We start from the raw sequence: 17,554 nt of genomic DNA, 5'->3' as shown, positions 1-17,554 counted from the left end.
AATTTCGATTGGAAAAGGTCAGCCGAAATCAGCTGTCAGCGTGGCGGTCAGCCGGCGCGGAAGGTTGTAGAGGTAGATACCCGAGGACCCGTTCGCCCAGCCATATTTGTTGCCGATGTTCGCGACCTGCACACGCAAGGTTGCGGGCGCCTTGCCGAGCTTGAACCGGTAGCGGCCCCCGACCGACGCTATGGCACGCGCCGGGATAACAAGCTTGCCGTCGGCGCTTGCGACCCGGTCCGACGTGCTTTCGACGACGAGGTCGACCGAGACGGCGGGCGCGAAGGTCGGCCGATAATCAAGTACCGCGGTCGAAAGCCGGCCGAAGCTCGCGAGCGGTTTCCGGCCGACCAGCCCGCTATCGACGGCGTCGCCCGACAGCCTGGCGTCGATCAGCGCCGTCCCGGCGATTGCGGTCAGGCCCGGAGCGATCTGGCCCGAAAGCGAGAATTCGGCGCCGCGATGGCGCACGTCGCCGAGTTGGCGGAACAGCCTTGCATTGTCGAGCGAATAGAAAGGCTTAGTAACTTCGAACACCCCCGCGACCAGACGGATCCCGGGGACGATCGACCAGCGAAGGCCGGCGTCGACTTGGCGCGTTCGGATTGCCGGCGGCGCTTCGTCGCGGTTGACCGCATGACCGGGGGCGACGGGGCTCTCCTCCAGCCCTTCGGTGTAGCTGCCGTAAAAGGCGAGCGACGGCGAAGCGTAGAGGGCGGCGGTCGCGTTCAGCAGCAGCGGCGCATCCTTCGTCGTGATCACGGGCAGGTCGGGGCCGAACACGCGCTTGCTATAGTCGGTCTTCTGCACGCCGATGCTCACTTCGCCGACGTCCTTCCAACGTCCCTCATAGGCGATGCCCGCGGTCCACTGCCGGACGGTATCGCGCGTCTGCGGACCAAAATTTGAAACGGGCTCGGGGAAGTCGACGGGATCTTCGATCGGATGGTTGCCGACAAAGATTTCACTGCTGCCGCCATAGACGCGTGCCCGGTCGCGACCCTTGATCGAAAAGTGGAGCGTGTGGAGCCGCGGCCCGTCGGCGAAGCGGCGCGACAGCCGCACCTCGCCGCTCGTCGAGGCCGAACGGCGCCCGGGTTCCGCGATGACAACCTCATCGGCGGTCCCGTCAGGTCGAACATTAAGAAACAGCTGGGTGTGCGAGCGGTCAAGATCGAGGATCGAACGAAATGCGCCGGCCTTCAGCGTCCAGCCTCCGCTTTTCAACGTGGTGGCCAGACCCGCGGTGATCGTTTCGCCGTCGTTGGCCGCCCATTTCTGTCCGATTCGCTTCACGCGCTCGAGCCGCGGCGGCAGAAAGTCTCCAGCGGTCAGCAGCAACGGCGGGAGTTCCTCGTCGGCGATCCCGACGCGGCTCCAAAAAGGCATGATTTCGACGCCGTCGACCGGTTCCCACCGTGCAATCAGCGCAGCCGTGCGAAATTCGGCCGCACCGCCGGTGTGATTGCGGTCGGACACCAGTCCATAGCCCGCGCCGATCGACAGCCGGTCGGTGACCGGCACTTGCGCGTCGAGTTCGAGAACCTTCGATCCGAACGGCCCGAGGCGCCCGCTGACGCTGAGCAGCCTTTTCGCGCTGGGTTGGCGCAGCTCATATTCGGCGATTCCGGTGGGCGCCGGAAAGGGATACCCTTGCGCCGACAGGCCGACGCGCATCTGCAAGCCTCCGATCAGCCGATCGGAAAAGGCCGCTTGCTGGTCAATGTAGAGCCCGTCGAGGCGGATGTTTCCCGCCTCCGCGGCCGAAAAGCCCCGGACATAGTTCGGGTTATAGATGCCGATCTGCTCGCCGCCGATCGAGGTACCGAAAGCATCCTCGGCGCTGGTCGTCGCATTGTCGTCGGTGCGCTGGGCCAAGGACGTGGCCGGTGCGGCGGCAAGCGCGAGCCCGAGCGTCGTCAGGATCAAGCGGCTCATCAATTTGTCTCCTTCATGCGGCGTTGCACATCTACCCAATCGGTCATGAACATCGCCGCGGCGAGACGAGCGGCGGGGCGCTCGGGGCTCAGCCGGTCGCTGCGCAGGTCGTCATTTTCGTGCGAATAGCTCGACATGTGGGCGAGCAGCGGATGGACGCCCGCAGCGCCCGGCTGATACCAGCTTCGGTCGTGCTGCAGTTGCAGCGCAAGCGGCCGCGGACCCCAGGCATATTCCGAATTGGGATCATACTCGGGGAGCCGGTCGGCGACATACACACCGAAGGCGGACCCGGTTCGCACCTGAAAGCTTTGGTGCTGCACGCCCTCGGCTTGCACCTGTCGGCGCGCCATCATGTCATAGGGATTGAGGAAGACGCTAAGCACCGCGCCCTCTTCCGATGGAGTGAGATAACGTCCGTCGCGCTGGATCGTGTCAGGGTCGCCATCGATCACGCTTTTGGCCCGGATAGTGAAGGTCGCGCCGACCAACCGGACGCCATCGAGTGTCGGCACGACCGAGATGTTGATGTCGGCGTGCAGGCTGGTGCCGCGCACGTCGCGGAGCGAGGGTTGCTGCATCAGCGCATTGAAGGCGACCATCGCGCGCCGGCGCAGCAGGTCGATCTCGGCGATCGGTATCTTCGCGAGATTCCGGGGCTGATGGACGTGGACGTCGGGCGTCTTCGAATACCAGCCGGGCAGACCAGCCCCGGGATGCGGCGTTGCAGCCGCCCAACGCTCCATCAGTTTCTTCGGTGCCCGGCTGTCGCCCGCCGCGGCATGCGCTGCGGGAATGGCGGGCGCTACGGCGAGCAGCCCGAGAAGGGCCAGTTTCAGGAAGGAAGATTTCATCGATCGAACTTTCTTGATGTTTCGAGGCTTAGCCGGGCAGGCCCAGCGCGCCGCCGATGACGCCGCGCAACAGACCGCGTTTCTTTTTGGGTTTCCCTTCGCTCGCCGGGGCGTCGCTTTCGCCGTCGCCTCCGCTCATCAGCGACGCGAGATCGACGCCGAGCATGCCCATATGCGTGGCCTTGGTGCGCAGCTTGACGCCCCAGCCTAGCGGCGCTTCGCGCGGCGATCCGTAATTGGCCTCGGGTCCATAGGCGGTCATCATCAGCATCGCCGATTCCGACGCTTTGCCCACCGCCGAAGGGACGATGCATTCACTGGTCGCGGGCGCGAGGAGGATGCGTTGCTGGACGAGCCGCGCGATGTCGGATTGTTCGAGATAGTCGGGCAGCGCCATGCCGGGCATGCGCACCGCGCTCGACGTCCACATCACGATCGTGCCATCCTCGCGCGCGCCCGTCACAGTCATGATGTAGCCGCGGGCATTGGCGAGCGCGGGCCAGCTGACCTTGACCGCGCCCGACGCGAGGTTGGCACTTTGCGGCGCGAGCGGCGCAAGGAAGTCGTTGCCGCCGGCGACGGCGAAGCGCATCTCGGGCGAGTAATTGCCCTGCACGACATGATCGCCGACGAGCGAGGCGTCGCGTGGGACGCGAGTGCCATTCTTGCCCCCTGGCCACTCGCCATAGGTCGCATGGCGCCCCGCCGACGGCGGTACCATTGCCTTCACATTGGGAATCGCGCCAAAGGGTGATGCGGCGCCGGGTCTCATCGTCGCAAGGTCGATGACCACCGGCTGTCCCGAGGGAGCGGTTTCGCCGCAGCCCCAATATAGCTCGATCCGTCCTTTGGGCTTGTCCGGCGTTCCGGGCCGGTAATCGGGGTTGGCGTCGGTTTTGGGCACGCCCTTGCCCGGCGAGACCAGCGGAAGGCGCTCGCCGGCGCGCAGCCCCTGCGGCGGCAGATGCTCGGCGTTGGGAGCCGTGTTGCTCCGCCCCGAGCCGAGCTGGAGCGAGAGATTCTTCGCGACGCCCGCGGGCTGACCAGTTGCCATGCCCGAAACGGTTTCGGCCGACAGCCAATAGACGGCCTCGATCTTCGGTTTGGGCGCCTGCTGCGCGAAGGCAGCGGTCGCGGCGATGGCGAGCGCGCCGAGCGCGGCGCCGCGGGTCAGTGTCTTTTTCATGATGGCCTTCTCCCGATCGTCAGGGCTGTTAGGATGTCGGCAGAATCGGCGGCGAGACGTGGAGCCGCAGTCCCGGGTGATCGATGACGAAGCGCCGGTCGGCGAACATATCGATCCCGAGGATCACCGCGGGCTGTTCGGGGGCGAACCCCAGCACCTTGAAGATCGAAAGGTCGGCGACGCGCACCTTGCGGCCCGCAACCATCGCATCGCCGATCATGAGCGCGTCGATCGGCGCTTCGACGCTCGGCATGGCATGGTTGGTCGCGCCCTTGATGTCCGACGCCTTGGCGAGACCGGGGCTGTCGGGGGTGAGCCCGATCGCCTTCGCCGCCGCCCAATTGATGATCGTCCCGCGCGCGCCGGTGTCGAGAATGGCGGGGACTTCGACGCCGTTGAGACGGATCGTCAGGCGCGGTGCGCGCATATCGTCGAGGACGAAGGGCACCGACGCGGAAAGTCCCTCGAGCATCCCGGCTTCAAGTTTCGGCGTCATCCGCCAAAGGCCACCGGGCATATCCAGCTCGACCGTAAAGTCGGCGATGATATCCGCGCCCAATATCCCGTCGACGCCGAGATGGTCGGTCGGCCCGGGGGGTAGAAGCATGAGCTCGGGAGAGTTGAACACGTGCCCGGCGACTGCAACCTGCCTGACGACTGTCGTTTCGACATCGCTTCTTCCTGCGGCTCCATTGAGCGGAGTGTCCGAAAGCTTGGCGACGAGGCCGGGCATCTCTGCCCGCAGCTTCGGCATGATCGTCGTGCTGCTTGCGGCCGTGTCGATGACGAAGCGTTTAGGTTCCGCGCCATCGATACTTACCCGTACGACCGGATGCCCCGAGGGTAGGACTTCAAGCGGCTGCCGTGTGTTCGACGCAGCGGCGGCAGGCGCCGCCGCTGCGCGCATGCTCGTCGGCAGCTCGGAGGGAGCCGCGCGCGCCTGCTCGGCGATGATCAGGGCGCCGAGCAGGCCGAAGGCAATCAGGCTGTGACGGTAACGGGTGAGTGCCATGAAGGAATCTCCTGGCGGCCAAGTGCCGCGAACAGGGTCCGGCTATGGCGAAGAGGGCGGGTGTTCCACGCCTGTGCGACGAAGGCCGATACTGATTCGCCGGAGTCGATTGCCGCGCGACGAAGGCCGACGCCAGTGCGACGAGGCAGGACGCCAACCGCGCACCCTTCCTTTATGCTCGGCGCGAACTACACATTGGAATTGCCATGCCGCTGAAGCCCGAACACCGCCAGACCATCTCTCTGGTTGCCGCGACCTGGATCCTGTCCGGGGTACTCTACATCATCCCCTATCACCTGTTCAGCGGTGCAGGCATCTATGTCACCGTCTCGGTCATCAACATCTGCGTGATGGGCGCGCTGCTGTCGGGCGGCGTCTATTGGGCGGTCCGGGCCACGCGCCGCCGCAATACCGTCGTCCGCCTCGCCGCGATGGGCGCGGCGGTGATCCTCGCGTCGGGGTCGCTGGCGCTGATCGACGCTTCGACCGGCGAATGGATCGGGCGGCTCGTCGTATCACCGCAACAATCCGCGCCGTTCGCGCTGCGCGCGACGAACAATTTCATCGCGCTCGTCTGGCAGTTCGCCTTGCTCGGCGCCGCCTTCACCGTGATCGAGGCGAACAAGCTGACGCGTGAGCGCGAACTGGAGCTTGCCGTGGCTCGCGAAGCAGCGAGCCGCGCCGAGGCCGCCGCAAGCGCTGCCAGCCTCGCGGCGCTGCGTTACCAGCTCAACCCGCATTTCCTGTTCAACACGCTCAATGCGATCTCGTCGCTGATTGTCACGAAGGAATATCGCACCGCCGATGCGATGCTTGCCAAGCTGTCCGAGTTCCTGCGCGCGACCTTGTCGTCGCAGCCCGATGCCTTGCTACCGCTCGAGGACGAGCTCGCGACGCTGCAACATTATCTCGAGATCGAGAGCGTACGCTTCGGCGAGCGGCTCGCGGTCGAATTTGTCTGCCCGCCCGCGCTTAACAGCGCGCTGGTGCCAGGTTTCCTCCTCCAGCCGTTGATCGAGAATGCGATCAAATATGCGCTCGCACCATCCGCGGTGCCGGTGACGATCAAGGTCGAAGCGTCGAGCGACGCCGACATGCTGCTCGTCTCGGTCGAGGACGATGGCGCCGGACAGGAAAAGGATGCACGGCCCGGCACCGGCGTCGGTATCGCCAACGTCCGCCAGCGGCTCGAAACGCTCTATGGTGCGAAGGGCAGCCTCGAAACGCTGAAACGCGAACGCGGCTTTCTTGCGATCGCGCGACTGCCGCTCGAACGGCGCAACGAGTTAGCGGCATGAGCACGCTGCACGTCCTGCTCGTCGACGACGAGCCGCTTGCGCTGCGGCGTCTTGAAACGCTGTTCGGAGACATCGACGATGTCGAGGTCGTCGGCACGGCTTCGACCGGCGAAGAGGCAGAAGACCGGATTGCCAAGCTCAGGCCCGACCTCGTGATGCTCGACATCTCGATGCCCCAGAAAAGCGGCATCCGCGTTGCCGCCGATCTCGTCGCCGATCCGCGCCCCGAAATCATCTTCGTCACCGCCTTCGAACAATATGCGCCCGATGCGTTCGAGGTCGATGCCGCCGACTATCTGCTTAAACCCGTGCGATTCGACCGGCTCCGCCAGGCAGTCGAACGGGCGCGGCGGCGGCGGGCGATGCGCGACGCGGCCGACCGTATAGCGAACGCTTCGCCAGCGGACGCGCGGGAAGAGGCCATCTGGGTCCAGGTCGCGAGCGGCAACCTCCGCCTCCCCGTGGCGCAGATCGAATGGGTCGAGGCCGCCCGCGACTATGTGCTGCTCCACACTGCTACGCGCAGCTACATCCACCGTATTTCGATGACGGCGCTGGAGCAGTTGCTTGACCCCGCGCAGATCATGCGTGTCCATCGATCAACCTTCATCCGGCCCGCGCTCGTGAAAGCGGTGCAGCGGCTCGGCAAGGGGCTCATCGCACTCGAAATGGAAGATGGAGCGGTCGTTCAGGTCGGGCCGAGCTATGTCCGCGCCGTGCTCGAGAGGCTCGGCCTCGCCTGACATTTTCGTCGCGTCGGCGTCCGCTTTGGTCGATGCCACGGCGGTCATGTCGCACGATCATCCGGTTTCGAAGCAAGCCCAGGGCGTCGATATCGACGCTCCCGTAGCGTGCCAGTTGCGGCATCGAGCCGCGAGCAGAGATGGCCGGTTCGTCCCACGCCACCCCGGCAAGGGCCGGCCTCTCTGCTCAGCCTCACGATGATGGAGTCCAAGATGAGCAAACTCCCCTTCCTCGCCGCTGCGATCGCGCTCGGCATGCCGATGCCCGTATTGGCGAAGGCTGAAGCCAAGCCCGAAGCCCATGCCAAGGCCGAAGCCAAGCCGGAGGCCCGCGCGAAAGCCGAAGCAAAGCCCGAGGCGCGCGCCAAGGCCGAGGCCAAGCCCGAAGCCCGCGCAAAAGCCGAGGCAAAACCGGAAGGCTGATCGCGTCGGCAGCGGAGCGCCGACGAGCCCCCTCCCGGCACTCCGCCACGCCTGCCGCCGCGCAACCCCAGAAGAAATTTGATGCGAGCAGCTTCGCAGCTCCCTGCGGCCCGAAACGCGCAGCAGCATCCAGAGGATTTTCCCATGACGATCATGCGCACCTTGCCGGCCCTTGCGATCGGATTGACGCTGTCGGGTGCGGCCGCCCCGGTGGCAGCCGCAGCGGCCGCCCAATGCACGGCTGGCTGGGCGGGAACGGTGGAATATTCGCGTCACCAGGCGAGCAGCGACTCCAAAACAGTCAAGCGGGTTTCGGGCAAGGGCACCGAGACGACCAACAGCTCGATCAACGACGACTATGTCGCGCATGTCGCGGTCCGGCCGGCGCCCGATGGCGAATACAGCCTCGGCACGGCGAATATAAATCTCAACGCGACGGCGACCGAAACCATAAACTCCAACGACCAGATGATCTGTCCGCACGAGCGTACGATGCGCCAGATGTCGGGGCAGTTTGTGAGCAAGAGCGAGCGACGCGGTAACGCAAGCGGCCTCGAGGCGGGCGTGGACATCACGACCGATAGCGACGGCACCTATAGCGTCAGCGTCCGGCTGCCCGAGTTCCAAGGCACCGCCTCGGGATCGAATTCGGCAAGCTTCAGTGGCCAGTGCAAATCGAAGGAGGCCACGAACCAGAAGATTGCAGACATGCCCACCACGATCGACGCGATGCGCTTCTCGAGCAGCGGCGAAGACCGGATGCAGCCATCCGATCCCAACCGCCTGACAGGCGCGCACTCGGTTACCTCCTATGGTGTGACCGAGTCGCTGCGCTGGAACCTGCGTCGCTGCGGTGGCGATCTGCGCCTCGTCGATGTGAAGTTCGAGGACATGCGCTTTCCCACCTGGGACGCCTGGAAAGAGATCGTCGAGCAGGTTGGCACGATCGATGGCAATATCGTGCGCCTGACAGCAGTCGTCGCAAACGACAGCCCCGACGAGAAATCGGCGACGGTGAAGTTCCGTGACACCTACAAGGGCGACAAATGGGACGGCGCCAAGCCCGACGGCCTGCTCGGCGAAGTCTCGGTCACCGTGCCGGCAGGCCAGCAGCGCGAAGTGCAGTTCAAGTGGGACAGCTCGGGCTATGCCTGGTTCGACGACGGCCGGCCGCGGCTCATGCAGCGTATCAAGGCCGAGGTCGAGGACAAGGGGAAGAAGGTCGACGACATGACGCGCAATCTGAAAGTTTCGCCGAAACCGCTCGTGCTCGTTCACGGCCTCTGGTCCAACTGGCGCGCGTGGGAGCCTTGGCAGAATATCCTGACCACCAGCCACAGCTTTGACTGGAAGGCCTTTCCCGTCGGCGAGAAACCGGAACATGGGCGGATGAACACCGGCGATGAGATGGGCAACTTCGGTCCCACCAACACGATCGCCCAAAATGCCGTCGAGCTCGGCAATTATGTCCGCTACGCGCAAAAGGACCGCAATGCGTGGCATGTCGACCTTGTCGCGCACTCGATGGGCGGCCTGATCAGCCGGCGCTATATCCACGCGACGATGCCAACCTATCCCGACGGCAAGCCCCAGATATCGCACCTGGTGATGCTCGGAACACCCAACAGGGGGAGCAGCTGCGCCGACCTGATGAGCATCCCGCTGGAGCTCGCCGGGAGACCGATGGAGGCCCTGCGCGAACTGCGGCCGATCAATGTGATGAAGTTCAACGCGGAGACCGTCGATCGCAAGGGCGTCCTCTTCTCGGTTCTTGCCGGCAACCCCCTGCCCCCCGTGTGCCGGATGCTCACACGGAGCGATGGCGTGGTCGCCGAGCCATCGGCGAAGTGGATGATCGCGGACAATGAAACGCAGGCCGTTCTGCACACGAGCATGACCGAGACCGGCCCCTTCTCTACGTTCGTGATGCCGCGCATTGCGCTCGGCCCCGGCGAACAGTCGGGGAGCGCGTCGAAATCCGCAGCGACCGCTGGAAGCGCTCGGGCACCGGCGCGCCTCATGCTGCTCGGCGTCGAGGGGCCGGAAGATGAGAGCGGATCAACCACGCCCGACTTTTCGAAGATTCTCCTCATCGCGCCCGGTCAGACGCTGACCATCACGATCCCTGTCGAAGAAGCGAGCAATTTCGGCATGACTTTCCTAGCCGCGAACAGCGTGTCCGCGACGCTGATCGATGACAAAGGCCAAGTCGTCGCCAGCAACAGGAGCGACACTCCGGAGGCGAACCAGATCTTCCGTTCAATCTTCATCGACCGCGCAACCACTAAGGGAAGCTGGAAACTGACACTCGAAAGCAAGGACCGCGCCGATCGCGAGATCATCCTCTCCACCTGGTCGAACGCCATCCGATAGAGGCTCTAATGGCCGCTTTCAGACCGGCGGCTTTCGGGCGTGGATCCAAGATAGCTGACGATCGCCAGGCTCTCGTACGGACGGCATGAAACGTCCGCTTGCTTTCATATCAGTTGATCTCATGTCTCGATGGATATCTGTCCAGGGTCAGTCGATACGGTGGATTTGGTGGATTGAAGCAGTGCCACTTGGTCCTGTTTGGCAGCCGGTGTCCTCAACGAGAGGAACACGACTACCGCCGTAGCTAGCGTGACGGTGGCGAGGCACAGCGTGAGCGTGCCGAACGCATCACTGTAGCCGGCGAGCAATGTCGACGGCGACAGCTGTGGAGCGAGCGCGGAGGCACCCGTCAGATCGCCCGCCGCAAGCCGCTGTGCGATGGCAGAAGAACTCGTGCTCTGCGGTACGAGCTCTGAGACGTGCGATTGCGCCAGGGCGTTGAGAAGAGCCGTGACCAGCGCCAGCGCAATGCCCTCGCCGGCGACGCGAACGGTCCCGAAGATGCCTGCAGCCATACCAACTCGTTCCTTTGGCACTACGCTGACCGCGAGCCCGTCCATCAGTCCCCACGGGAAGCTGATGCCAACGCCGATGACAAGGAGGGCCGGTGCGATTGCGGCGATCCCGGCACGAATCGGAATTTGACCAAGCCAAAAGAGGCCCACACTGGCGATCAAGAGGCCGAAGCCGCAGAGTATCGCTGGTGACAGCCAGCGGGCCAGCGATCCCGCGAGCAGCGGCAGGACGAGCAGCGGCGCCGACATGGCGAGCATGGTCCGGCCTGCTTCCGGGGCGGACATTCCATCAATTCCGACGAGGCGGATCGGCAGCAGGATCAGAAGCACTACGAAGCCGTAGGCGGGAGCTGCCGCGAGAAGTTGAACACCAACAAACTGCCGATAGCGAAACAGGCCGAGGTCCAGCATCGGCCGGGCAACACGGGTCTCGATCACAGCGAACGCGATAAACAGCGCGAGAGCCAACCCCATCGATAGTCTCCTGGATTGGATCAGGTAGTTGGCGCCGCGGCGCGCGCGGTTGAAAGCGCGATGGCCCACCAGTGCAGCTCGTCCAGCATCAGTTCGGCGTTCGGCCCGATGTAGGGAAGGCTCGCAATATCGCGGCCGTTCTGGAGCGCGTCGAAGAAATCGCCGCCTTGGATGTGCACGCCGTTGCGGGTTGGCGCCATCTGCAGTTCAACCATGACCAGCCGCAACTGCTCGCACGCGCGCGCGCCGCCAACGCTGCCATATCCGAGGCAGGCGCCCGGCTTGCGCGCCCATTCGGGATAGGCGTAGTCGAGCGCGTTCTTCAGGACCCCGGAGATACCGTGGTTATATTCGGCGGTGACAAAGATGTAGCCGTCGAACCCGCCGACCTTTTCCTGCCAGCGCTGCGCCACCTCGTTCGCCGAGGGGACATAGGCGTTCGATGCCGGCTCGTCGAAAAAGGGCATCGGATAGTCGCGCAGATCGACCAATTCGACATCCATGTCACCGCGCGCCACCGCAAGATCGTGGATCCATTGGGCCGGCTTGTCGGCAAAGCGCGTAGCGCGCGTCGTGCTCATAATGATTGCAATCCGGGGCTTCCCCATGTCGCTCACTCCTTCCAGAATGTTCAGCCGAAGCTAAAATCGCTTAGGTCGATGGAAACCATCAGCGGGTCGAAGCGCACGCTGAGGTCGTCATTGCGCTGATAGGCCCGACGACGGGTCGGCAGCTTGATCCCGTCGACATCGACATAATCGGACAAGAGATGGGCACCGGCGAAGCCACCCGCGATGTCGACATGATAGTCGTGGCGGCGCAACAGGCCGTCGGCGCCGAAATAGAAGTCCTGAGCAATGCTATGGGTCGCGATCCGATCGGGAAAGATGGCCCGCAAGCCGCGCCAGGTTTCACCCTCGGACTCGATCGCCGCGATTTCCTCAATCGCGAAATCGGGATCGGCGAGAATGAACGGCGCGTTGAAATAGGTCCACAGCGCATAACCGTTGAAATAGGCGCGGTGGAGCGGATCCCATGGCGTCGTCATGCCATGCCCCGCGAATGCCGCGCGCGGCTCGAGCCGCTCAGCGATGACCGCTCCGCTGCGATCCTCGATCGCAATGCGATCGGGGGTAAAGACCGACGTCCAGTCGGAATTGCCGTAAGGATTGAGCGTCGCCCATTCGCGGCGGAGATCGACGGTACTGCGGCGCGGATCGGAATCCTGAACGACATCCTTCATCGCCCAGAATTCACCGCCGGTGATGATCGTCGCCGACAGCGAGTCGAAGCGCCGCCAGCGATCGACACCGCCATGCGCGTCGAGCGCCTCGGCGAGCTGCGGATGCACCGTCATTGTCCCGCATTCCGCTGAACATTCGCCTCGCCGGTATATTTGGCGAGATTGGTTTCGACGTCGGCGTTCGTCTGAAGCCCCGCCTTCAGCAAGCCACCGATCAGTTCCTGCGCCGCCGGGCGCTGGACCGATTCAAGAAAGGCCGCCCATTCGGCGCCAATCGCTTCGTCGGGCGGCAGGCTCGCCTCGTTCACCAGCGCCTTGATCTGCCCGATCGACTGTTTGTCGAACGAAGCAATGCGGCGCGCGAGCGTGTCAACGAAGCCGTCGAGCTCGGCGTCGGGGAGCGCGCGGTTCACATAGCCATAGCGTTCGGCGAGTTCGCCGCCGATGTCGTTGCCGCTGAGCAGTATTTCGAGCGCGCGGCCGCGGCCGACGAGACGCGGAAGCCGCGCCATCGGACCCCCGCCCGGCGCGAAGCCGGCGCCGATCTCGAACTGCGAGAGGATCGCTTTTTCCCGGCTGGCAAAACGCATGTCGCTCGCCAACGACAATTCGCTGCCGACTCCGGTGGCGCGCCCGCGGATCGACACGATCGATACGACGGGCGCCTTGCTAAGCCGGACGAGCATGTCGGGGAGCTGGGGCAGGCCGGTCGGTCCGGGCGGCATGCTCGTCGTCTGGTCGAGCGGAACCGTGAAATCATAATGCGTCAGGAAGAAGCCGGGGATCGCGCTGTCGAATACGACGACCTTTAGCGCGGGATCGGTTTCGATCGCGGTGATGACGCGGTTCAGCGGCGCCATCGAATCCGGGCCGTAGATGTTGAAGGGCGGCTTGTCGATCGTGACCCGCCAATAGGCCGGTGTAACCTTGGTGATCCGAAACTGCTCGCTCTCGGCTGCCGGCGCCGCTGCGGCGACTTTGGGTTTCGCTTCGGCCGCGCCCGTGACCGCGAGCGACGCCAGCGCGAAAGCCGCGGAAATTTTCCCTGCAATCATCATAATCCATCCTTCCCGAAACTGGTGGGTTCGGATGGATAGATGGACGGCCGCCGGACGCGCCAAATTGGACCTTGGTATCAAGGACCGGCGCCGGACAGCGATCCGATACCAAGGTCTATGAATACCATCGGACAATGGCCGCCCACGCCCCCCACGCCACATCCAAGCCGATCGGAAAACCGATCGGTGGACAGAGGGCTCGTTCGTGACATTTTCCGCCAGACAGATGGTTGCACCGCTTCTGATAGCATCGTCGATCACTGCAGCCGCACAGGCGCAGGAAATCGACGACGAAACGGCGGTTGCGCCCGCGATGGCAGGCGACATGCTGGGCCTTCGCCCTCGCCTCGCCGATGCGGGGGTCGAGCTTACCGGCCATTATGTTGCCGAGACCGCCTGGAATTTTCGCGGCGGTCAACGGCCGGATGTGACCGAGACCGGCGAGTTCGGCGTCCGGCTCCGGTTCGACATGCAGCGGATTGCGGGTACGGACGGCAGCTTTCAGGCGACGATTACCTACCGCCACGGTCCGCAGCTCGATGCGAAGGCGGGGCTCGGCACGCTTCAGGAAGTACAGGAGATCTACGGCCGTGGCCGGACCTGGCGCCTGACGCAATTCTGGTACGAGCAGCGCTTTGCGAACGGCGCCATCGCAGTGAAGGCCGGCCGAACGGCACCGAGCGAAGACTTCTCCGCCTTTTCCTGCTCTTTCCAGAACCTCAGCTTCTGCGGCTCACAGCCGGGCAATATCGTCACCGACTATTGGTACAACTGGCCCGTCAGCCAATGGGGGCTACGGCTGCGGGCGGCGCATCGCGGTGCCTACGCACAGATCGGCATCTATGAGGAAAATCCTCGCAACCTCGACAAGAGCTTCACCATCGGGCGTTTCAAAGGCGCAACCGGCGCACTGATCCCGATCGAGCTCGGACTGACACGCGGCGGCGATGGCGGGCCGGTGGGCAGCTACAAGATCGGCGGCTGGATCAGCACCGCCGATGCGCCCGACCTGTACCTCGACGTCGACCGCGAACCCGCAATCCTGACCGGCCGCCCGCCGATGCAACGAGGATCGGCGCATGGCGTCTGGTTGGCGGTCGAGCAGCAGCTCAGCGGTCGCTCGGCGCGCGGCGCCAGCACCTCGGGCATCAGTATCTTCTTCAACGCCCTTGCCGCCGATCGCCGCACGTCGCGCATCGACAACCAGATCGTCGCCGGGCTGTTCGTGCACGACCCGCTGCCGGGCGTCGCGGGCGATATGATCGGTTTCGGTGTCGCCCGAACGCACGTCAACAATTGGATCGAGCGAGCCGAACGCCTCGCCGGAAAGCCGCCGCGCGGCGCCGAATATGTATTCGAGCTTTTCTACGGCTTCAGGCCGGTCGGCTGGCTCGACCTCCGCCCCAATGTCCAGTGGATCCACCATCCCGGCGGCCGCCGCGATGCGCGCGCGGTCGGCGTCGCGGGGCTCAAGGCGGTGCTGCGCCTCTGATTTTTCAACGAAGGAGAAAATAGCATGTCCATTTTCCATAATTTGCTCGGGAGGCGAAATTTCCTTGCCTCCGCAGCGGTCGGATCGAGCCTGATCATGCCCGTCTGGGCGCAGGCTAGCGATGCAGTGGGCGAAGCCCTGTCGGGCGCATCCGGATCGGGCGGCGCCGGCATCCGCCCGTTTAAATTCCGTGCGACCGAGGCCGCCCTTGCCGACCTCAAACGCCGTATCGCGGCATCCAAATGGCCGAGCGAGGAACTCGTCCCCGACGCGTCGCAAGGCGTGAAGCTCGCGACGATGCGCAAGCTCGCATCCTATTGGGAGAAGGAGCATGACTGGCGCAAGGGCGAGGCAAAGCTGAACGCCCATCCGCAATTCATCACCAATATCGACGGCGTCGACATCCATTTCATCCACGTCCGTTCCAAACATGCGAACGCCCTGCCCGTCATCATCACCCACGGCTGGCCGGGATCGATCATCGAACAGACGAAGGTCATCGAACCGCTGACCAACCCCACCGCGTTCGGCGGCACCGCGGCCGACGCCTTCGATGTCGTCATTCCCTCGCTTCCGGGGCACGGCTTTTCGGGCAAGCCCACCGAACTCGGCTGGGATCCGATCCGCATCGCCAAGGCATGGATCGTGCTGATGAAGCGGCTCGGCTACAACCACTATGTCGCGCAGGGCGGCGACTGGGGCAATGCGGTGACCGAACAGATGGCACTGATCGCGCCGCCCGAACTCGTCGGCGTCCACACCAACATGCCGGCGACGGTTCCCGACGATATCGCCAAGGCGCTGGCGGCGGGCGGTGCGGCCCCGGAAGGGCTGACCGCCGACGAGAAATATGCCTACGACCAGCTCGACTTCTTCTACAAGCATGGCCTCGGCTATGCGCAGGAGATGGCGGGGCGGCCGCAGACGCTCTACGCACTCGAAGATTCGCCGATCGGGCTCGCCGCGTGGATGCTCGATCACGACGCGCGGAGCCAGGACCTGATCGCGCGCATTTTCGACGGCGCCGCCGAAGGGCTGTCGCGCGACGATATCCTCGACAATGTCACCCTCTATTGGCTGACCGGCACCGCCGTCTCCTCGGCGCGGCTCTACTGGGAGAGCAAGCTGCCCTTCTTCGCGCCGAAGGGCGTCAAGATTCCGATGGGCGTCAGCGCTTTTCCGGACGAGATTTACACCGCGCCGCAAAGCTGGGCGGAGAAAGCCTATCCGAAGCTGATCCACTATAACCGCTTGCCCAAGGGCGGACATTTCGCGGCATGGGAACAGCCGGCGGCGTTCACGTCGGAACTGCGCGCGACCTTCAAGTCGCTGCGCTGACCGAATTGGGAGGGACCGGATCGCCGGCCCCTCCCCTCACCTGTCCTCAGGGACGGGGGTTAGGTTCCCCGAGGTGGCGATCGAGGAAATCGAGAGTCAGGCCGGCGACTTCGCCGGCCTTTTCGTCGAGCGCAAAATGTCCTGCGTCGAGCAGGTGGATTTCGGCACCCGGAACGTCGCGTCGATACGCCTCGGCGCCCGGGACGATGAACGAGGGATCATAACGCCCCCACATCACGAGCAGCGGCGGGCGAAGCTCGCGCAGCCACGCCTGCCAGACCGGATAGGAGGCGACGTTGGTTCGATAGTCGTAAAGCAGATCGGCCTGGATCTGACGCTGTCCCGGGCGCGACAGAAAGGCATATTCGTCGGTCCAGCTGTCGGGATCATAGCGTTCCGGGTTGGGGCTGAGCCCTAAGTGTCGCTGCTTCGCTCCTTCGAGCGACATGAACTTGTCGACCTGCTCGGCGTGGGCGGCACGATCGGCCCAATAATCCGCAATCGCCGCCCATTTTACGCCGAGCCCCTCGGAATAGGCATTGGCGTTCTGGACGATGATCGCCTGCACCTTGCCGGGAGCCTTCATCGCGACGCGAAAGCCGACCGGACCGCCATAATCCTGAAGAAACAAGGTGTAGCGGTCGATCCTGAGCGCTTTCAGAAACTCCTCGGTCGTCTCGGCGAGATGATCGAAGGTGTAGGAATATCGATCGGGCGGCGGCGCATCGCTGTGACCGAACCCCGGATAGTCCGGCGCGATCAACCGGTAGCGCCCCGACAGGCGGCGAAGCAGCGGCTCGTACATCCGCGACGAGGAAGGATAGCCATGAAGAAGGACGATGACCGGCGCATCCTTCGGTCCGGCCTCGCGATAGAAGATGCCCGTGCCGTCGACCTCGACGCGCTGATAGGTCACCGGTGACGATGCGAGTGCCGCCGCCGTGAGCAAGGCTGCCGCGCTCATCGATCCACCCCGGCGGCGGCGATCGCCTCAAGCAGCTCTGCGGTGGTCAGTATCGCATGCGCATAGGTCGGTCCGTTGAGTTCGTGCGCCGCGTGCATCATCTCCTTCGAATAGGCGGCGGTCGCATCGCGAACCAGCGTGACATGATAGCCGATTTCCATCGCATAGCGCCCTGTCGATTCGACGCAGGTATTGGCGAGAAGACCGATCAGGATGACGTGCGTGATTCCGCGCTGGCGCAGCTGCTGATCGAGGTCGGTATTGGCGAAGCCGCTTTGTCCCCAATGTTCCTTGGCAACGATATCGCCGGATTCCGGGACGAAGTCGGGATGCCATTCGCCGCCCCACTCGCCGCGCGCGAAGCTGTGCCGGCTCATGATCCCGATCTGCGTCGGATTGGGATGATCCCAATCCTCGTAATCTCCGGGCTCCCAGCGGCGGTGCGGCGCGATGACGACCTGGATGCCGGCATTGCGAACGGCCGCGACGATCGCGCGCAGATTGTCGAGCAGTCCGATCTCCTCGGCGATCGGCCCGACGCGCGGCCAGGCCTTTCCACCTTCGGACAGGAAGTCGTTGTAAGGATCGATGAAAAGCAGCGCGGTCGACGCCCGCTTGTAGGTCGGCAATGCCATGACTCGTC

16 protein-coding genes are annotated in these 17,554 nt (G+C 64.3%); 6 read left to right on the top strand and 10 right to left on the bottom strand.

The window, feature by feature from the left end:
- Positions 1 to 18: 18 nt before the first annotated feature.
- Genes KEC45_RS21160 through KEC45_RS21145 form a run of 4 tightly spaced genes read right to left on the bottom strand, consistent with a single transcriptional unit; the run spans position 19 to position 4,990 of the window.
- Positions 19 to 1,938 carry a TonB-dependent receptor gene (locus tag KEC45_RS21160; RefSeq protein WP_062185600.1) on the bottom strand — a complete coding sequence of 640 codons (1,920 nt, stop codon included), beginning with the start codon at positions 1,936 to 1,938 and terminating at the stop codon, positions 19 to 21.
- Positions 1,938 to 2,792, bottom strand: coding sequence for a hypothetical protein (locus KEC45_RS21155; RefSeq protein WP_062185602.1), 855 nt, complete (start codon positions 2,790 to 2,792; stop codon positions 1,938 to 1,940). The genes KEC45_RS21160 and KEC45_RS21155 overlap by 1 nt, the downstream gene beginning before the upstream one ends.
- A 28-nt stretch (positions 2,793 to 2,820) precedes the next feature.
- Entirely contained in the window at positions 2,821 to 3,978 is a 1,158-nt protein-coding gene (locus tag KEC45_RS21150; RefSeq protein WP_062185604.1) for a hypothetical protein, read from the bottom strand.
- A gap of 28 nt (positions 3,979 to 4,006) precedes the next feature.
- The gene (locus KEC45_RS21145) at positions 4,007 to 4,990 is read right to left on the bottom strand and encodes an aspartyl protease family protein (RefSeq protein WP_062185606.1); all 984 of its coding nucleotides are present in this window, start codon (positions 4,988 to 4,990) and stop codon (positions 4,007 to 4,009) included.
- A 206-nt stretch (positions 4,991 to 5,196) separates the two neighbouring features.
- Here KEC45_RS21145 and KEC45_RS21140 point away from each other — a divergent pair, with 206 nt between their 5' ends.
- The 4 genes from KEC45_RS21140 to KEC45_RS21125 all read left to right on the top strand — a co-directional run bounded on the left by KEC45_RS21140 (position 5,197) and on the right by KEC45_RS21125 (position 9,827).
- Complete coding sequence (locus KEC45_RS21140; protein ID WP_062185608.1) at positions 5,197 to 6,288, top strand: sensor histidine kinase; 1,092 nt, start codon at positions 5,197 to 5,199, stop codon at positions 6,286 to 6,288.
- Positions 6,285 to 7,031, top strand: coding sequence for a LytTR family DNA-binding domain-containing protein (locus KEC45_RS21135; protein WP_238586769.1), 747 nt, complete (start codon positions 6,285 to 6,287; stop codon positions 7,029 to 7,031). The genes KEC45_RS21140 and KEC45_RS21135 overlap by 4 nt, the downstream gene beginning before the upstream one ends.
- A gap of 213 nt (positions 7,032 to 7,244) precedes the next feature.
- Positions 7,245 to 7,454, top strand: a complete 210-nt coding sequence (locus KEC45_RS21910; RefSeq protein ID WP_168707824.1) for a hypothetical protein — start codon at positions 7,245 to 7,247, stop codon at positions 7,452 to 7,454.
- A gap of 144 nt (positions 7,455 to 7,598) precedes the next feature.
- A complete protein-coding gene (locus KEC45_RS21125; RefSeq protein WP_062185612.1) occupies positions 7,599 to 9,827 on the top strand; it encodes a triacylglycerol lipase in 2,229 nt (742 codons plus the stop codon).
- A 119-nt stretch (positions 9,828 to 9,946) separates the two neighbouring features.
- Here KEC45_RS21125 and KEC45_RS21120 read toward each other — a convergent pair whose 3' ends face one another.
- From KEC45_RS21120 to KEC45_RS21105, 4 genes are read right to left on the bottom strand one after another with little or no spacing between them, the layout of a single operon-like run.
- Entirely contained in the window at positions 9,947 to 10,816 is an 870-nt protein-coding gene (locus KEC45_RS21120; protein ID WP_062185614.1) for an MFS transporter, read from the bottom strand.
- Positions 10,817 to 10,836: 20 nt separating this feature from the next.
- Complete coding sequence (locus tag KEC45_RS21115; RefSeq protein WP_062186933.1) at positions 10,837 to 11,424, bottom strand: NADPH-dependent FMN reductase; 588 nt, start codon at positions 11,422 to 11,424, stop codon at positions 10,837 to 10,839.
- Positions 11,425 to 11,447: 23 nt separating this feature from the next.
- Positions 11,448 to 12,173, bottom strand: coding sequence for a hypothetical protein (locus KEC45_RS21110; RefSeq protein ID WP_202966828.1), 726 nt, complete (start codon positions 12,171 to 12,173; stop codon positions 11,448 to 11,450).
- Positions 12,170 to 13,114 (bottom strand): enoyl-CoA hydratase/isomerase family protein, encoded by a 945-nt coding sequence (locus KEC45_RS21105; protein WP_083435979.1) that lies wholly within the window; start codon positions 13,112 to 13,114, stop codon positions 12,170 to 12,172. The genes KEC45_RS21110 and KEC45_RS21105 overlap by 4 nt, the downstream gene beginning before the upstream one ends.
- A 208-nt stretch (positions 13,115 to 13,322) precedes the next feature.
- On the opposite strand from KEC45_RS21105, the gene KEC45_RS21100 reads away from it, so the two are divergent.
- Both KEC45_RS21100 and KEC45_RS21095 read left to right on the top strand, forming a co-directional pair.
- On the top strand, positions 13,323 to 14,609 hold the full coding sequence (locus KEC45_RS21100; RefSeq protein WP_252171283.1) for a carbohydrate porin: 1,287 nt from the start codon (positions 13,323 to 13,325) through the stop codon (positions 14,607 to 14,609).
- A gap of 24 nt (positions 14,610 to 14,633) precedes the next feature.
- On the top strand, positions 14,634 to 15,947 hold the full coding sequence (locus KEC45_RS21095) for an epoxide hydrolase family protein (protein WP_062185618.1): 1,314 nt from the start codon (positions 14,634 to 14,636) through the stop codon (positions 15,945 to 15,947).
- Between the two features lie 46 nt (positions 15,948 to 15,993).
- Here KEC45_RS21095 and KEC45_RS21090 read toward each other — a convergent pair whose 3' ends face one another.
- Positions 15,994 to 16,911, bottom strand: coding sequence for an alpha/beta fold hydrolase (locus KEC45_RS21090; protein WP_062185620.1), 918 nt, complete (start codon positions 16,909 to 16,911; stop codon positions 15,994 to 15,996).
- Positions 16,908 to 17,546: an isochorismatase family cysteine hydrolase gene (locus tag KEC45_RS21085; protein ID WP_062185622.1), complete on the bottom strand. Its 639-nt coding sequence runs from the start codon at positions 17,544 to 17,546 to the stop codon at positions 16,908 to 16,910. Before KEC45_RS21085 ends, KEC45_RS21090 begins: the two co-directional genes overlap by 4 nt.
- Positions 17,547 to 17,554: the final 8 nt, after the last annotated feature.

Origin of the sequence: Sphingopyxis sp. USTB-05 (assembly GCF_023822045.1) — a bacterium.
Lineage (GTDB): Bacteria > Pseudomonadota > Alphaproteobacteria > Sphingomonadales > Sphingomonadaceae > Sphingopyxis.
Note: the sequence above shows the minus strand (reverse complement) of the source record. Positions and strands in the feature narration are given on the sequence as shown.

Coding starts and splice junctions, on each gene's coding strand:
- KEC45_RS21085 (WP_062185622.1), bottom strand. CDS start 17,546: ATGGCATTGCCGACCTACAAGCGGGCGTCGACCGCGCTGCTTTTCATC.
- KEC45_RS21155 (WP_062185602.1), bottom strand. CDS start 2,792: ATGAAATCTTCCTTCCTGAAACTGGCCCTTCTCGGGCTGCTCGCCGTA.
- KEC45_RS21095 (WP_062185618.1), top strand. CDS start 14,634: ATGTCCATTTTCCATAATTTGCTCGGGAGGCGAAATTTCCTTGCCTCC.
- KEC45_RS21140 (WP_062185608.1), top strand. CDS start 5,197: ATGCCGCTGAAGCCCGAACACCGCCAGACCATCTCTCTGGTTGCCGCG.
- KEC45_RS21160 (WP_062185600.1), bottom strand. CDS start 1,938: ATGAGCCGCTTGATCCTGACGACGCTCGGGCTCGCGCTTGCCGCCGCA.
- KEC45_RS21125 (WP_062185612.1), top strand. CDS start 7,599: ATGACGATCATGCGCACCTTGCCGGCCCTTGCGATCGGATTGACGCTG.
- KEC45_RS21135 (WP_238586769.1), top strand. CDS start 6,285: ATGAGCACGCTGCACGTCCTGCTCGTCGACGACGAGCCGCTTGCGCTG.
- KEC45_RS21150 (WP_062185604.1), bottom strand. CDS start 3,978: ATGAAAAAGACACTGACCCGCGGCGCCGCGCTCGGCGCGCTCGCCATC.
- KEC45_RS21115 (WP_062186933.1), bottom strand. CDS start 11,424: ATGGGGAAGCCCCGGATTGCAATCATTATGAGCACGACGCGCGCTACG.
- KEC45_RS21105 (WP_083435979.1), bottom strand. CDS start 13,114: ATGATTGCAGGGAAAATTTCCGCGGCTTTCGCGCTGGCGTCGCTCGCG.
- KEC45_RS21145 (WP_062185606.1), bottom strand. CDS start 4,990: ATGGCACTCACCCGTTACCGTCACAGCCTGATTGCCTTCGGCCTGCTC.
- KEC45_RS21090 (WP_062185620.1), bottom strand. CDS start 16,911: ATGAGCGCGGCAGCCTTGCTCACGGCGGCGGCACTCGCATCGTCACCG.
- KEC45_RS21910 (WP_168707824.1), top strand. CDS start 7,245: ATGAGCAAACTCCCCTTCCTCGCCGCTGCGATCGCGCTCGGCATGCCG.
- KEC45_RS21110 (WP_202966828.1), bottom strand. CDS start 12,173: ATGACGGTGCATCCGCAGCTCGCCGAGGCGCTCGACGCGCATGGCGGT.
- KEC45_RS21120 (WP_062185614.1), bottom strand. CDS start 10,816: ATGGGGTTGGCTCTCGCGCTGTTTATCGCGTTCGCTGTGATCGAGACC.